Origin of the sequence: Trinickia dabaoshanensis, assembly GCF_002879885.1 — a bacterium.
GTDB lineage: Bacteria > Pseudomonadota > Gammaproteobacteria > Burkholderiales > Burkholderiaceae > Trinickia > Trinickia dabaoshanensis.
Map to the genome: position 1 here is coordinate 213,384 of NZ_PNYA01000004.1, position 14,888 is coordinate 228,271.

A 14,888-nucleotide genomic window follows, 5' to 3' on the forward strand; every position below is an offset into this window, starting at 1 on the left:
GGCATGCAGATTTCGGCATAGCGCACCGCGGCTTCGTACGCTGTGCCGAAATCGTCATCACCGATGCGCGAACGGCGCAAGACGCCGGCAACGCCCCGCCCTAAACTGGCCCCGCATTGTTCTTATCGACCGCATCCGGAGAAATGAAATGGCACCAGTCTGGCAAGGCGTCATGCCCGCCGTCACGACGAAGTTTCACGAAGATTTCAGCATAGACCGCGCTTGGACGAAGAAAAACATCGAAGCGCAAATCGATGCCGGGGTGGACGGCATCATCGTCTGCGGCTCGCTCGGCGAAGCATCGACGCTCTCGCTCGACGAAAAGCTGGAAGTGCTCGACGTCGCCGTGGACGCGGCGCGCGGCCGCGTGCCCGTGTTGCTGACGATCGCGGAGGACAGCACGCTCGAGGGCTGCCGCCAAGCGGAACGCGCCGCGAAGCACGGCGCCGCCGGCTACATGGTGCTGCCGGGCCTGCGCTACTTGTCCGATCGACGCGAGACCATCAATCACTTTCGCATGGTCGCCAAAGCCAGCCCGCTGCCGATCATGGTCTACAACAACCCGCTCGCCTATGGCGTCGATATGACGCCCGAGATGTTCCAGGAAGTAGCCGACGAACCGAAGCTCGTCGCCATCAAGGAATCGTGCGGCGACGTGCGGCGCGTCACCGATTTGTTCAACGCGGTGGGCGAGCGCTACGCGATCTTTTGCGGGGTCGATAACCTCGCCATGGAAGCGATCTTGATGGGGGCGCACGGTTGGGTGGCCGGCCTCGTCTGTGCGTTCCCGCACGAAACGGTCGCGATTTACCGTCTGCTGCAAGCGGGGCGTATCGACGAAGCGCGCGCCATCTATCGCTGGTTCGCGCCGTTGCTCGCACTCGACGTTTCGCCGAAGCTCGTTCAAAACATCAAGCTCGCGGAAGCGATCGTGGGTCTCGGCACCGAGCCGGTTCGGCCGCCGCGGCTACCGCTCGCCGGTGAAGAACGCAATGCGGTCGAGCAATTGATTAGGAATGCTATCGAATCTCGGCCGCCATTGCCGACCCTCTAAAACCCTCCTCGCGCAAGCGGCTTTCATAGCCGCTTGCCTACGCCTGCAAAGCGCCTCTCGAACGCCAAAACCTCGTCTTTAAACGCCGCGAACGCCGCCATTTTCGAGTGGCGATTCGTTGCCTTCACAACCAATTTCTCGATCGGTTCATCACACGAATACAGCGCTATCTTCGGATAATTGGTATTTATTTCCATGTAACATCGCGCTTCCTTCAGCCCAACCCAAGGAAGACACGTGACGTTCAGACGATTTAAATTCCTCTCAAAACTAGCTGCTTCTGCGCTCGTCGGCTGCGCAATGTACCTGCCCTTCGCACAATCCGCGCATGCGCAGGTCGAAACCCCGAAAGCCCCGATCTACGGCGTGACGCTCGACGACCTGACGAAGTTCAACGCGATCATCGCCTCTTTGCAAAATCTTCCCTACCGTCCGACCGTGCGTGTCGTGTTCGATCCGGGCACGTCGGCGGCCGATTACTACCCCTACATCGTCAAGCTGCATCAATACGCTTACGTAATGGGCGAAATCTACGATTCGTATTATTTCCCGACGGATTTGACGACCTATACGGCTCGCGCGAAGGAACTGGTCGGCACGCTCGGCGCCAATGTGGACGTCTGGGAGATTGCGAACGAGATCAACGGCGAGTGGCTGCGTGCCGACTCGAACGGTCCGACCTCGACGGCCACGACCGAAGAGCAGCAGATCGGACAGATGGTGCAATCCGCCTACAACGTGGTGAAGGGTGCCGGCGGCAAGGTTGCCGTGACCGTGTACTACAACCAAGATCCGTCGGGCAACAATTGCTGGCAATTGCCGATGGACAATTGGCGCACGTGGCCGACGCAGTTCCTTTCGTCGACGGTGCGTAACGGCGCCGACTATGCGCTGTTCAGCTACTACCCGTACCAGGATTGCCCGGGACTGAACCCGTCGTGGAGGAACGACTTCGCCGCGCTCGAGAGCCTGTTCCCGAACGCCAAGGTCGGCTTCGGCGAAATCGGCACGTCGAGCACCTCGGCCCCGTGGTCGGTGCAGTCGAACCTGATCAAGACGTACTACCCGATGGTCAACACGCTGGCCGATCCGAAGTTCATCGGCGGCTTCTTCTGGTGGAACTACTACGAGCAGATGCTCCCGTACTCGACGAGCCAGTACTTCCAACTGCTGCGCAACACGATCATCAACCTCAAAGCGCCGTCGTGACGCACCGCCGTCATCGAGAACTCGCCGCCCCAAGCCGCGCCGCGGCGCGGGGCGCCAAAGTCCGGGTCAACTCGTTCGACACGTAATGCGGCCCGTCGAACAGGTAGGCCCGGTACCCGCGATACGCCGCGAGTTGCGCTCGCAACTCGTCGGCGCTCGCCGCGCGAAAGCCGCCGTGCTCGCTCGGGCGAAACGCCTCGGCGATGACACGCACGCGATCGCGGCCCAGCGCCTCGGTCAACTCATCTAGATACGTTCGGGCAACCTCCGGCCCGCGTGCGTACACGCCGCAGCCGTCTTGGAAGAACACGCCGACGTCGCGCGGCAGCCAAGTATTCAGCCATTGCGCGAGCGAGCGCCCCCCCACGTTCGATCGATCGTAGACCGAGATCCATAAAGGACGCGGTAATGCCTGCAATAAGGCCCCCAGCTTCGGCGCATCGGCCCAGGTCGGATCGACTTCGACAGGGAAGTAATAGCCGGTCACGTGCAACGGTAGCGGAACGCGGGCGATCCGAGCGGACTCGCGCACGAGCGTTTCGACGTTCTCTCTCGCGCGCTTTTCATCGGCATTGCCGGCCAAGCCGAGGATGACGTTGCGCGCCCAAGGTTCGCGACCGATACGCGCCCAATCGGGCAGGTTGGCGGCCTCGTGCACGCCGGCGTTCGGCACGAACGCCGTATCGTCGACCACCACCCATTGCACCAGCAACTCCCGCACGCCGAGCAAGTGCCAATCGCCCACGGGATTCGCCGTGGCGTTATCGAGCTGCCAGACGATGCCTTGCGCGCGGCTATCGGTGGGCACGTCGGCGCACGAAGCGGTGAGTGCCGTGACTGCGTACGCGGCGCCCAGCACCGCCAATCGTAACGGCCACCGTCCGCGCAAGAACCGCCTCATAAGCCCTCCCTCCACCACGCCGTCCGCGTTAGTACCAAAGTGTCAACTGAACGGCTAAACCGCGCGCGCGCGCGGCCGACGTCAGCGGGACATGGTACTGAACCGTCAAGTCGGCATAGCTCGCCGGTGCGCTGTAGCGATTCTCGCGGAACCAAAAGCGGAACTGCACACCCGGGCCGACGCTCATCGCGGTTTGGTGCTGTTCTTTGCTGTCGTAATCGAAAATGAAGGCCACATGCGGGTAGACCGTTAGATGATCGCTGATCGAAGGTAACGCCCAAGTGTGGCCATACCGTAACTGAGAATACAAAATGTAACGGCCTTGGTGAAGGAAATAGTCGGCTTCCGCGTACACTTGCCACGCTCGCCAGCTCGGTTCGGTCACGCGCAAATCGTTACCGGCCTCCGACGAATAACCCAGCCTCGCGAGCCAATCGTTTTGCGATTGGCTACCCAAACGCACGAGGCGCTCGGCACTCAACACGAGGTTCTGATCGGCGAGCGGCTTGTAGCGCGCACCGATCGAACCTTGTATCGTCGGCGCGCCCGTGACGTTGCCCGATCCATCGTAGGCCGTACCGTAGCCGCGCACGAAGAACTGCAAGATGCGTCCGTTTTGGAAACCGATCTTCGGCGGCTGCCAATAAGCCTCGATACCCGGCTGCAACACGCTGACCGTGCCTTGGTAGGAAAAGGCCGATACCTGATACGGCAAGCTGACGACGAAGCCCCACGTACGTTCGAGTTGCTGCACCTCGCGCCGATAGCCGAAGCGCCGTTGCTCGTCGAACTCATGCTCGTGGTCGTCGGCGTCCAAGCTCGCTTCGAACATCTTGACGGCTTCGCCGTTCTCGCCGAGCCGCTTGGCCGCATAGCCCGCATCGGCATAGTTGTCGGCCTTGCCGCCGCCGAGTGCGAATCCCTCGTGAAAGGCCGTGAGCGCCTGGTCGTCCTTGTTCTCGCGCAAGAGGTCGTAGGCGTGTTGCAGCGTCTTTTGTGCCTCTTCGTTCTTCGGATCGGGTTCGCGCTGCTCGGCGTAGCCGATCAACGCGGCGGCGCTCTTCTTATCGTCGTCCGTCACCGCATGAGCCTGTGCAAGTTGCGCGGCCGCCAACGCGCCCTTGCGGTCGCCGTTTCGCAAACGCAGTTGAGCGACGCGCAGTTGAACGCCAGCATCGGGCTCGCCCTCGATCGGCTCCAACGCCTTCGCGGCTTGATCCGGTTCGTGCGCCATCAATGCGCTATCGGCCCAGGCGATCCGAAGGTTATGCTGCTGCGTGTCGTCCCACTGCCCTTTTTCGAGCGCCGCCGAAAAATCCGCCGCGGCCTGCTCGTAGCGCTGCTGCTTTTGCTGTAGAAAGCCGTGTTGCGCCAACACGCTGCCCTCGCCCGGATAGCGGGCGAGCAATACATCGGCTTGCCGGTCGGCCTCTTCGATCTTGCCCTCGCGCACGTAGACGTCGAGCAACAGCAGGCCCAACTGCAGGCTCGATGGCTGGACCTTCACCGCGCGCGAGGCATAGCCCTCGGCCTGCACGAGATCGCCTGACGCAATGGACTTATAAGCCGCATCGGCGAGGCGATACGCGCGCGGCGTCAGTGGCTGCGCACCGGCCAAGGCCACGTTGGCCTGGAGTGCCAGCACGGCGAAGGCCGCCAACCCGCCCGTTTTCGCGAACGCGGGCAAGCGCCTAGGGCGCGTCGATCGTTCTCGTTTCATCTGCATTCCCCCGGTTGGGCCGACTGCGCCACGCGGGGCGAAAACGCGCCCCCGGCCGCCGCCCGATCGAGATCCGTGCGTCGCGCATGGCGCGCGAGCTCGGTCGCGATTTCCGCATCGCTCGCCACGAAATACGCGACGTTGCAGCCTGCCGCACGCTTGACGGTCTCTCGCTCGTCTTCGGTCAGGGGACTGCCGACGGCAACGTTGAGCGTTCCGTCGTCCGCCGTCGAGAACGGCACGGCGCGATACGTTTGTTGTAGTTCAAGTGCGAAGGCGGCCTTGAAATGCCCAGCCGCCACGTTCGATAGGCTCACCCGCGGTAACTCCGCTTGCTCGGCTAACGCATCGGCGAGCGTCTCGGTGCCGACGAAGTCCGCCTCGAGCAACAACTCGCCGAGCCGCCTGCCGCACTCGGCTTGCCGAGCCAGACCGGCCTCGATTTGCGCCGCCGTCACCACACCCCATTCGATGAGGATTTCGCCTAGCTTGCGCCGCGCCTTGCCCATTTGGTCGTTCGATAAATAGGTGTGGCTCGTCTTATCCCAGGCGATCGCCTTCCCGGTAATCAAGTGATTGACGAAGATGCGCCATGCCCGGCAAACCGCCAGGAAATTGATGAGGTTGTTGACGAATAGGCGCGGCAACGACAGCACGCCTTGCAGCGCGCCGTTGAGCTTGGCGACGAAGTACACCCGTTCACCGAGCCGGAGCACGAGCAGAACGCTGTTGATCGTCAACAGCGGCACCAGCGATCCGCTCACCAACCCCTCGCCCGGCCCGCCGAGCGGCACCCATCCGGCCGCGCGCAACCCGGCAATCGACAGGTAGTTGACCAGCACGGCGTAGGCGACGATCGAGATGAGCGACGTCACCATCCCTTTACGATCGCGAAAGAACATGTACCGATCGCGCCAGCTTCCCTTCCATCCGAGCTGCTGCCACCCCTGAAACGAGATGCCGAGGATCCAGCGCGTGCGTTGCCGATAGGCCGTGCGCAGCGTGCTCGGAAAGTATTCGCGTGTCGCGAGCAGATTGCGCCCGATCGACATGGGTTTGCGCTGCTTGCTTGCCTGCTCGCGCACGGCGTCGGCAATCGGAAACCGCGCGAACATCTCCTTCATGCCTAGCTCGCGTAGGCGAAAGCTGAAATCGTAGTCTTCGGTCAGTGTGGACGTATTGAACGGCTTTCCGCCGCGCTCGGCCGATACGGCCTCGATCGCGCGCCGGCTGTAGCACGACGCGACGCCCGCGCCCGGTACGATACCCGTCAACTGTTGCCGCGACGGAATGTCCTTTTGATGCGTTTCGCTGAAGTCGTCCATATAGGTGCCGGCCACGAACTCATTCCATTTACGCGGCAGCGATAAGACCGGCAATTGCACGAGATCGTGATCGACGATCGCATAGTTGAAGTACTTCAGCTCGATCGGATGGATCACATCCTCGCAGTCGTGCATGATCACGCCCGCGAACTCAATGTGATGCGTGCTCTCGTAGCGGCGTATGGCGCCGATGATCCAGTTCAGGCAATCGGCCTTGCAGGTCGGGCCGTCGTTGAGCACGGTCGCGCGCACGACGCGCCCGGGGTGCCGGCGCACCATCCGCTCCACTTCGGCCGTCGTTTCGGCATCGTTGTGATAAGTGCCGGCGAAGATGATGAAGCGCTCGTACTCCATCGTCGCCAGCGTGTTTTCGATCATCTTCGCGATGACGTCGTATTCCTTCCACGCCGGAACCATGATCGCCAAATACTGCTCGTCGAGTTCGCGTAGCGCCTGCGCATCGACACTCGAATTCGACTCTTTGCGAAACATCCGCTTTATTTCGAATATCCAGTAAAAACCATCCAGAAATAGATCGTCTATCGTGCTGATGAAGATGATGATCGCCGTCGCCATGGCGACGGCGTTCAGCGCCTCTAGATAAGAACCCCACACCGATATATCGTGCATTTTCCGTTTAGCCGCTTTCGATTTCCACACGAATATCGTGCGACGATTACCGGCTTGTTACCGTGCGTAGCCCCACACTGAATACGCAGTCGAATAACGAAACCTGGGGCGCTCAAGCCGAGCGCAATGCTTGCAGCCCCGAAGCGATCGCATTGTGCAAAGGCAGCGCTTGCACCCCTGAATGGGACATCGACGAGAAGGTCGCCGGAACCGTCGACAAAGCATCGACGATGCGCTCGCTCGCATGTCCGTCTCCATAGGGATTCGTCGCATGGGCCATCGCGGCGTATTGACTCCGATCGTCCAGCAAGCGGCTCAGTTCGAACACGATGCGCTCGGTATGCGTGCCCACGAGTCGCGCGGTACCGGCACGCACCGCTTCGGGACGTTCCGTCGTTTCGCGCGTCACGAGAACGGGTTTTCCGAGCGCCGGCGCTTCCTCCTGAATTCCACCGGAGTCGGTCACGATGAGGTACGCCTTCGACATCAAATAGACGAACGGCAAGTAGTCCTGCGGATCGATCAGATGCACGTTCGGCTCGTCGCTGAGCACCGCGTTGACGGGCGCGCGCACGTTCGGATTCAAATGAACCGGGTACACGAGCTGCACGTCGTCGTACTTGCGCGCGATTTGCCGCAGCGCTTCGCAAAATTGCTTGAACGGATCGCCGAAGCTTTCTCGCCGATGTCCCGTAACGAGAATCAAGCGGCGAGTAGGATCGAGAAACGGATAGCGTGCCGCGATCGAATCGGCGAGCACGGCATTTTCATCGAGCTTGCGCTTCACCTGCAGCAGCGCATCGATGACCGTATTGCCGGTGAGGATGACCTGCGAGGCCGGCGCCCCTTCGCTGAACAAGTTGTGCTTGGCCTGCTCGGTCGGCGCGAACAGCCACGACGCCACGGCGTCCGTCACACGCCGGTTCAACTCTTCCGGCCATGGCGACCATACGTTGCCGGTGCGCAGACCGGCCTCCACGTGCCCCACCGGTATATAGCGATAGAAAGCCGCCAGGCTCGCGCCGAGGGTCGTGGTCGTGTCGCCGTGCACGAGCACGGCGTCGGGCTGCCAATCGTCGTAGACCTTTCCGATCGATTGCAGGATGCCCGAGGTCAGATCCCCGAGCGTTTGGCCCTCGCGCATCAAATCGAGATCGTACTCGGGCACGATATCGAAGAGATCCAACACTTGATCGAGCATTTGCCGATGTTGAGCCGTGACGCAAACCTTCGCGTCGATGCCCGGCTCCTCGGCCAGGGCTTTCACGAGCGGCGCCATTTTGATTGCCTCGGGCCGCGTACCGAATACCGTTAACACCTTCTTCATTTTTTCCCCGCTGATTGGGCTGTTGCGCTTTCCAGCGACACCGATCGGCGCGAGCTCACCCATCGTCACGCGCAACCACCGGCGTCATTCGCTTGCTTGCAAACTCCTTGCAACGAGACAGTAGAAGACCGAGCTTGGCAATGTCTGTGTGAGTCACCTCATTGCGGCGGCGCGAGCGCGCCGCCTATGGCGCGCTCGTGATCGAGGTCAAATGGGGCGGTTACTTGGCCGTCGTACCGTCCACCCACTTGTAGCCGAGCTTCGTCACGCCCGATACGAGGCTCTTGAAATCGCTCATCGCGGGCAACTTCAAACTGGGCTCGAGCCAGTACGGGTGGAAGAAGAACGAGGCGAATCCATCGCGTACGACCAGCGCGTACTGTGCGTTCGTCAAGACTTGCTGCCACGTGTAGGCGACGCACGAGTAGGGATCGATATTGCAGATGTTGTATTGGATGCTGCCCAGGTTTTCCGGAACGATGCGCTCTCCGTAGTAGTCTTGATTGATGATGTACGGGAAAAATTGGCCCGCGGAGAAGTCCTGATTGGCCGCGCCGGTGCCGATCTGCGGGTCGGTTGCGGTGTAGTAGACGGCACGCTGAAACGAGGTGGTGAACTCGGCTGCCGCGGCCTGGGAGGCGAGCGGCGACATTTGATATTGCGGCGCGCCCCAGCCGGCCACCTTGTAGCCGTTGTTCGTGAACTCGGCCAACCCATCTTTCATGCGCCCTTCGGCCCATTGCATGGAGTCTTCGTCGACCGGCCGGTTTTGGACCGCATACCAAAACTCGTAATCATTGCCCGATACGGCGTTTTGCACGTTCGGCGTCGAATCGTACTGGTGTGTCTCGCCATGCATCACGATGGAGCCGCCTCGCGCGATGGCGTAGTTCAGCGCCGACTTCAACCCGGTGGCTTGCGCAAGGTGAATCGTCTCCGGCACTCCGCCGTTGTAGTAGCCGTTCGGATCCGTATATACGGGAATGGTCGCCATCGTGAATGGAATCTTCAGCCCGTATAGATAGTTCGTCAGCTGCTGCATCGAACTCGTCGTCGTATAGGCGTCGAGATCCTCGAGGCGCACGAGCGCGCGATGATTGACCGGGGCGCCCGTATTGAGGATGTCGTGCAGCATGTCGCAAATCACGAGATACCGGTCGGTCGGTCCGATGTAGGAGAACGGGTTATCGGCGAAGTACCAGAAGTTGCCCGAGCGGATCACGTACGGTGCCGTCGCGCCCGTCTTGCTGTTCGTGATCGTGACGAGCGATTGCGCCAGCGCCGAATTGGCCACGGAGGTGAGGCCGATATCGGGATCGGCGCTAACGGCACCGGACGAGGCGTCGTACGCGTAGTACTTCACCATCGGCATGCTCTTGTAGGTGACCGTGTCGTAGAAACCCGGCGTTGGATTGCTCGACGAAGGCTGCGCGTTCAGCCCGGCCAAACCGAGGAAATTGATCCCGTACGTCTGCGTAAACGTATAGGCCGAGTTCCAAGCCACTTCCCACAGGTTGTACTTGAACCAGACCACGGTATTCTTCGCGGTCATCACATCGTTCATGAACGCGGTGGGCAATGGGTTGTTGTAGTAATCGCCGATATAGAACGTCGCGGTGGTCGCACCGATTTGGCCGGCGGTGTAGTTCTGAACCGGCTCGATCGTGACCGTGGTATTGAAATGCCCGAGTAGGTTGCGCAGCATGATCGCGTAGATCAACCCGAGCTTCGAATAGGGATCGTTTTGCGGGTTGTCGTACAGGATCAGCGTGCTCGCGGTCGTCGCTTGCGCCCTCGCGATGCTCGGCACCGTCAGTTGCGCGAAGCCGGCCAGCAGCGCGACGATTAGGATGATCTTCCTCATTTTCGGTCTCCCTACTCGCGCTCGACCGTGCCGCCTACGCGCTTGACGGTGTTCAGTTGAAACTTCGGACGTCCTGTTTCCTTGTAAGCGTCGCTCCAGTCCTTTTTCGACATCCCCGGCTGAATCTTCACATTGCCGGAGAGGATCGGCCGCGGCGGCACTTTATAACTCGTGGCGGGGTTCGGCGCACCCGCCTTGGCTTCGTGAAGGGTTAACGCGCCGCAAAGCACGATCGATAAAAGCGCAGCCGTCGCAATGGGAGAGATACGGCGAGGGCGAGAGTCGATGGGGTGAACAGGCATAGCCGGCTCCTGATTCGTCCGCGCACGGCCTCGGCAACGGACGGTTATTGGACGTGCAGCCGCGCCACGTAGCTCGGGGGAGCATCGCGGGAAGCTTTCTCAAGTTTGATCAGCACGGGACGGATAAGGCGAAGGGGGTTCGCGCTTAACTCGATACCCTGCGTTATCAGCATGCACGGTTAAGCGAGTTCTCGCGCTATCAAATCGAACGAAAGTGTCAGGCGGCGCACACTCGATCGTTCGCCATCCGTGATAGAGCAGTTGATATGTTGATAATTTCTTATTCGGAAATCGCGCCTATCGCCGTGCGAAATCCCGCGCCGAAATCAATCGACATTTCGTCGTACCACGAAACGTCGCGGCGCACATACTGCTAGCATGGTCGGCATGAACTCAGACCATTCCCCCGCCCCATTTACACCCGATGTTGCTCGGGTGCTTCTAACGGTTAGCGTCGCATTCGTGGTCACGCAACTGGATGTGACCATCGTCAATATCGCGCTGCCCAGCATCGGCTCCCGCTTGCATGCCCCCGTCTCCGTTCTGCAATGGATCGTCGATGCGTACACGTTGGCGTTCGCGGTCTTGATGCTCTCGGCCGGCGTCCTCGGCGACCGCTTCGGCGCACGCCGCTTGTTCGCATCCGGCCTCGGGCTCTTCGCGATCGCTTCGGTCGCGTGCGGATTGGCACCCAACGCGCTGGCGCTCGTCGCCGCGCGCGCCATTCAAGGCGTCAGTGCCGCGGCCATGCTTCCCAATTCGCTCGCGTTGCTCAATCAGGCATGCCGCCACGATCCGCATTTACGGGCGCGCGCCGTCGGCTTATGGACCGCATCGGGCGCCATATCGATCGCGGCGGGACCGGTGCTCGGCGGCATTCTCATTGCAACGTGGGGCTGGCGCAGCATATTCCTCGTCAACCTGCCGATCTGCCTGGCCGGACTCGCCGCCACCTACGCATGGATTCCGCGTCGCGAGGAACAGGCCGCGCACGCCCCTCGTACCTCGATCGGCGTCGATTTGCCTGGGCAGGTCATCGCCATCGTGGCGCTGACGGCGTTCACGGCCGCCGTGATCGAGATGCGCCCGCTCGGTGCGAGTCATCCTTTGATCGTCGGCGCCCTCATCGGGTCGGTGTTGGCGGGGATCGCGTTCGTGGCGGTGGAAGCACGCAGCGGTGCGCCGATGGTGCCGCTGGCGCTACTACGCGACAAAACCTTCAGCGCGGCGGTCGCGTTCGGCATTTGCGTGAACATGGCGTATTACGGCACAGTGTTCGTTCTGAGCCTGTTCTTGCAACGGGTGCGTGCCGAGACGCCGCTGCAGGCCGGTCTTGCTTTCCTACCGCTCACCGGAGGGTTCTTGCTATCGAACGTCGCGAGCGGATGGGTCGTGGCGCGCTACGGCCCACGCAGGCCGATGATGATCGGCGCTGTGGTCGGGGCGCTCGGCTACGCTCTGCTGCATTTCACGCAAGCAGGCACACCGCTCGTCGCGATGCTGCTGCCGTTCCTCTTGATACCGGCCGGCATGGGCCTAGCCGTGCCCGCCATGACCACGGCTGTTCTCGCATCGGTGGAGCCCAAGCGCGCCGGCACGGCATCGGCGCTGCTCAACACCGCGCGTCAGGCCGGCGGAGCGGTCGGCGTTGCCGCGTTCGGCGCGTTGGCGAGCGGCGCCGGCACGGCGCCGGTCGTCTCGGGCATGCGCATTTCCGCCGCGGTGGCGGCAGCCCTGCTCTTCGCGGGGCTGCTGCTCGCGACGCTCGTTCACCCTGAAGCGCACACGCGAAAAGGCGCCGCTAAAGAAGCGCAGCGCGAGAGCACGGGCCGATAATCGCGGCCCTCTCTCTCTCGAACGCGACGGCTAAAGCGTCGCGTTCTGCACGATACCCGTATCGAGCGCGCGCTCGATGAGGCCCTCGTCCAGGGCCTTGCGTATCGCATCCGAAATCAACTGCTCGGGCGCGGCCATCTCCGCCTTCAACGAGCCGATGAGCCCCGATGCGTCGAAGATCACCAGAGTCTCGGCCGACTCGTCACGACTAATGATGACGCGATGCTTGGACTCGCCTTCACCCAAGCTTGCGCAAAATTGCATGGTGCGTCCGTCGATATGCTGCTCGAAGCTCTGAATCATCCGCGGGTCCTCCTTCAGCGCACATACCCGAGCACTAGCAAGCAAGGATCGTGCGCGAGGCCGCGGCGAACGGCCGCTACAACGACGGCCGTCTCGGTGCGCGGGCCGCGTCGATGCTCGCGCCGCCGGCTCCGGTCACCATGAGCAGCAAAAAACCGCCCGCGATACCGACGTTCTTCCAAAAGTGAATGACCATATCGTGCTCGAGCGCCGCGTTCGTGACATTCCAGAAATCGTGGCCCAGCACGGCGGTGGCAATCGTATAAACGGCCATGAGCAGCGCGAGCGGCCGAATCATGAAACCTACGACGAGCATTAGGCCGCCGATCACCTCCACCGCCGTCGCCACCGCGGCGGCGATTTGCACGAAAGGCACGCCCTTCGCCTGCAGGTAGCCGACGAACGCGCCGTAGCCGAGCACTTTCATCACGCCCGACCATAAGAACAGTACCGATAGCGCCAGACGTGCAATGAGAATGATTCCCGAATCGGCGGCACGCGTCATGAATCCACACCTCCTAGTCCGTAAAAAGAACAGCGCGCAAGCGTAATGCGCGCAGACGTCGAAGGTCAGAATATGCGCTGCGGCCCGGATTTCCAAGCGCCGATCGGAATCGCGCGTGCCGAATCCGAACGACTAGGGCGCGATTTGCTCGATACCGTGCCGGCTGTTATCGCTCGCGCCCTCGCATTCGGAGGGGGTACGGGCGTGCCGCTGCGAGGGGGACTCGTCGCGCAGCCCGCTCGAGTTCAGCAAGCGATACAACGTTGCCCGCGAAATACCGAGTTCGATGGCGGCGCTCGACAGGCTGTATGCGTGCCGCGCGAGCGCGTCGCGCACGGCGGCACGCTCGGCATCGCAACGAATCTCCGCCAAGGTGCGGCCGGCTTTCGCCTCCATGCCGGGCAGGCCCAGATCCGATGCGGTAATGAAGCGCCCTTCCGCCATGACGACGGCGCGGCGCACGCAATTGATCAACTCACGCACGTTGCCGGGCCAGCTGTAGTTGAACATCGCCGAGATCGCATCGCTGGAGAAGCCGCGGATCTTGCGCGCGCCATCGCGGCGATAGAGTTCGAGCGCATGTTGCGCGAGCAGCTTGATATCGCCGCCCCGTTGGCGCAGCGGCGGCTCGTCGAGACGCAGCACGCACAGGCGGTGATACAAGTCCATGCGGAAGCGGCCCGCATCGATCGCCGCCATCAAATCGACGTGCGTGGCCGAAACGATACGCACGTCGACCTTGATCGGTCCCGAGCCGCCGAGCCGCTCGATCGTGCCTTCCTGCAAGAAGCGCAGCAACACGGCCTGGCATTCATGCGGCATGTCGCCGACTTCGTCGAGAAACAGCGTGCCGCCATCGGCCGCTTCGATGCGGCCGATCTTTTTTTGCAACGCTCCGGTGAACGCACCGCGCTCGTGGCCGAACAACTCCGATTGCAGCAATGAAGGCGGGATGGCCGCGCAATTGATCGCAACGAAGGGCGCCTTGCCGCGCGCCGACCGATCGTGAATGGCATGTGCCGTCAATTCCTTGCCGGTGCCCGATTCGCCGGCGATGAAGACCGGCGCTTCATTGCGAGCGCATTTATCGACACCGCGGTTCAGTTGCTGCATGGCCTCGCATTGACCGATCATCGCGCTCTTGACGACCACCGGCTCCGCGCGGCTGGCCGTTTCGCGCAGCGACCATAGCCCGTCGGCATGCCCCATCAAGATCGTCAGCCGTTCGTCGTTGCAAGGCAGCGTGACGAAATCGAAGCAGAAATCGAGTATGAAGCGACGCACGAGCGGATCTTCCGCCTGTCCCGGGCGCACTTCGGCGATCCAGGCCACGTCGTTGTTCGAAATGCACGATTCGAGTTCGGCCAGTTGCTGAGAATTGCAATCGGCAGGCAATTGCACCAAGCCGACGTGAATTGAACCGCGTTCGACTGTCCGCTGTACTTGCTGTGGTGTTTTAGCGTGGACGACGTGCCAGCCCGCCGACACGAGCCAGTCGACGCTCTCCGCGTCCGGCTTGAGTGCAACGAGAAGAACGGTGCGGTCCGCGCACAGCGGATTAAAAACGGTACTCATGTATTACCCCCGTTATCGATACGCGAGTGTCCTCGGTCAGGCTACCTCGGCGAATCGAAGCCATTTTTGATCTCGATCAGTGTCTCGGTTTCGCTAAACCATATCTCGACCCGCAATCGAAACCGCGTCGGCACGCCGTCTGATGCGGCGTTGCCAGCCATCACGCATTGGCAAGCATTCGTTATGGCGCCCGGGTGCCTCCGGCCGAATCGTCATACCCGAATGCGAACCCCCACCTCGGAATCTCTCTCGAAGCGTCGCGACTCGTTCCGCCCGCGCTTCTAATTCATTATGCAATGCAACATAGCCCCGAAACTTACGATTTACTATAGGAAAA

13 protein-coding genes are annotated in these 14,888 nt (G+C 61.6%); 3 read left to right on the forward strand and 10 right to left on the reverse strand.

Annotation, left to right across the window (positions count from 1 at the left end; translation table 11 throughout):
- The first annotated feature begins 148 nt into the window (after positions 1-148).
- Entirely contained in the window at positions 149-1,054 is a 906-nt protein-coding gene (locus C0Z18_RS06230) for a dihydrodipicolinate synthase family protein (protein ID WP_102644509.1), read from the forward strand.
- A 23-nt stretch (positions 1,055-1,077) separates the two neighbouring features.
- Here the strand turns inward: C0Z18_RS06230 and C0Z18_RS32905 are convergent, their stop codons facing one another.
- On the reverse strand, positions 1,078-1,251 hold the full coding sequence (locus tag C0Z18_RS32905) for a hypothetical protein (protein ID WP_158244207.1): 174 nt from the start codon (positions 1,249-1,251) through the stop codon (positions 1,078-1,080).
- Between the two features lie 103 nt (positions 1,252-1,354).
- Between C0Z18_RS32905 and C0Z18_RS06235 the strand changes: the two genes are divergently transcribed.
- Positions 1,355-2,263 (forward strand): hypothetical protein, encoded by a 909-nt coding sequence (locus tag C0Z18_RS06235; RefSeq protein WP_102644510.1) that lies wholly within the window; start codon positions 1,355-1,357, stop codon positions 2,261-2,263.
- Positions 2,264-2,273: 10 nt separating this feature from the next.
- Here C0Z18_RS06235 and C0Z18_RS06240 read toward each other — a convergent pair whose 3' ends face one another.
- The 6 genes from C0Z18_RS06240 to C0Z18_RS06265 all read right to left on the reverse strand — a co-directional run bounded on the left by C0Z18_RS06240 (position 2,274) and on the right by C0Z18_RS06265 (position 10,332).
- Positions 2,274-3,164 (reverse strand): alpha-amylase family protein, encoded by an 891-nt coding sequence (locus C0Z18_RS06240; protein WP_233217175.1) that lies wholly within the window; start codon positions 3,162-3,164, stop codon positions 2,274-2,276.
- 28 nt (positions 3,165-3,192) lie between these two features.
- Positions 3,193-4,884: a bacteriophage N4 adsorption protein A gene (locus tag C0Z18_RS06245; protein ID WP_102644589.1), complete on the reverse strand. Its 1,692-nt coding sequence runs from the start codon at positions 4,882-4,884 to the stop codon at positions 3,193-3,195.
- Positions 4,881-6,839, reverse strand: coding sequence for a glycosyl transferase family protein (locus tag C0Z18_RS06250; RefSeq protein ID WP_102644511.1), 1,959 nt, complete (start codon positions 6,837-6,839; stop codon positions 4,881-4,883). The genes C0Z18_RS06245 and C0Z18_RS06250 overlap by 4 nt, the downstream gene beginning before the upstream one ends.
- Before the next feature lie 112 nt (positions 6,840-6,951).
- On the reverse strand, positions 6,952-8,166 hold the full coding sequence (wecB, locus tag C0Z18_RS06255) for a non-hydrolyzing UDP-N-acetylglucosamine 2-epimerase (RefSeq protein ID WP_102644590.1): 1,215 nt from the start codon (positions 8,164-8,166) through the stop codon (positions 6,952-6,954).
- Positions 8,167-8,386: 220 nt separating this feature from the next.
- A complete protein-coding gene (locus tag C0Z18_RS06260) occupies positions 8,387-10,030 on the reverse strand; it encodes a DUF2334 domain-containing protein (protein WP_102644512.1) in 1,644 nt (547 codons plus the stop codon).
- A gap of 11 nt (positions 10,031-10,041) precedes the next feature.
- The gene (locus C0Z18_RS06265; RefSeq protein WP_146013953.1) at positions 10,042-10,332 is read right to left on the reverse strand and encodes a hypothetical protein; all 291 of its coding nucleotides are present in this window, start codon (positions 10,330-10,332) and stop codon (positions 10,042-10,044) included.
- Positions 10,333-10,710: 378 nt separating this feature from the next.
- On the opposite strand from C0Z18_RS06265, the gene C0Z18_RS06270 reads away from it, so the two are divergent.
- Positions 10,711-12,168, forward strand: coding sequence for an MFS transporter (locus C0Z18_RS06270; protein ID WP_233217182.1), 1,458 nt, complete (start codon positions 10,711-10,713; stop codon positions 12,166-12,168).
- A 30-nt stretch (positions 12,169-12,198) separates the two neighbouring features.
- Here the strand turns inward: C0Z18_RS06270 and C0Z18_RS06275 are convergent, their stop codons facing one another.
- The 3 genes from C0Z18_RS06275 to C0Z18_RS06285 all read right to left on the reverse strand — a co-directional run bounded on the left by C0Z18_RS06275 (position 12,199) and on the right by C0Z18_RS06285 (position 14,551).
- Positions 12,199-12,471, reverse strand: coding sequence for a hypothetical protein (locus C0Z18_RS06275; protein ID WP_102644514.1), 273 nt, complete (start codon positions 12,469-12,471; stop codon positions 12,199-12,201).
- A gap of 76 nt (positions 12,472-12,547) precedes the next feature.
- Positions 12,548-12,976, reverse strand: a complete 429-nt coding sequence (locus C0Z18_RS06280) for a DoxX family protein (RefSeq protein ID WP_102644515.1) — start codon at positions 12,974-12,976, stop codon at positions 12,548-12,550.
- Between the two features lie 132 nt (positions 12,977-13,108).
- Positions 13,109-14,551 carry a sigma-54 dependent transcriptional regulator gene (locus C0Z18_RS06285; RefSeq protein ID WP_102644516.1) on the reverse strand — a complete coding sequence of 481 codons (1,443 nt, stop codon included), beginning with the start codon at positions 14,549-14,551 and terminating at the stop codon, positions 13,109-13,111.
- Positions 14,552-14,888: the final 337 nt, after the last annotated feature.

Bases quoted from the DNA above. Each gene is read 5' to 3' on its own strand.
- C0Z18_RS06230 (WP_102644509.1), top strand. From the start codon at position 149: ATGGCACCAGTCTGGCAAGGCGTCATGCCCGCCGTCACGACGAAGTTT.
- C0Z18_RS32905 (WP_158244207.1), bottom strand. From the start codon at position 1,251: ATGGAAATAAATACCAATTATCCGAAGATAGCGCTGTATTCGTGTGAT.
- C0Z18_RS06235 (WP_102644510.1), top strand. From the start codon at position 1,355: ATGTACCTGCCCTTCGCACAATCCGCGCATGCGCAGGTCGAAACCCCG.
- C0Z18_RS06240 (WP_233217175.1), bottom strand. From the start codon at position 3,164: ATGAGGCGGTTCTTGCGCGGACGGTGGCCGTTACGATTGGCGGTGCTG.
- C0Z18_RS06245 (WP_102644589.1), bottom strand. From the start codon at position 4,884: ATGAAACGAGAACGATCGACGCGCCCTAGGCGCTTGCCCGCGTTCGCG.
- C0Z18_RS06250 (WP_102644511.1), bottom strand. From the start codon at position 6,839: ATGCACGATATATCGGTGTGGGGTTCTTATCTAGAGGCGCTGAACGCC.
- wecB (WP_102644590.1), bottom strand. From the start codon at position 8,166: ATGAAGAAGGTGTTAACGGTATTCGGTACGCGGCCCGAGGCAATCAAA.
- C0Z18_RS06260 (WP_102644512.1), bottom strand. From the start codon at position 10,030: ATGAGGAAGATCATCCTAATCGTCGCGCTGCTGGCCGGCTTCGCGCAA.
- C0Z18_RS06265 (WP_146013953.1), bottom strand. From the start codon at position 10,332: ATGCCTGTTCACCCCATCGACTCTCGCCCTCGCCGTATCTCTCCCATT.
- C0Z18_RS06270 (WP_233217182.1), top strand. From the start codon at position 10,711: ATGGTCGGCATGAACTCAGACCATTCCCCCGCCCCATTTACACCCGAT.
- C0Z18_RS06275 (WP_102644514.1), bottom strand. From the start codon at position 12,471: ATGATTCAGAGCTTCGAGCAGCATATCGACGGACGCACCATGCAATTT.
- C0Z18_RS06280 (WP_102644515.1), bottom strand. From the start codon at position 12,976: ATGACGCGTGCCGCCGATTCGGGAATCATTCTCATTGCACGTCTGGCG.
- C0Z18_RS06285 (WP_102644516.1), bottom strand. From the start codon at position 14,551: ATGAGTACCGTTTTTAATCCGCTGTGCGCGGACCGCACCGTTCTTCTC.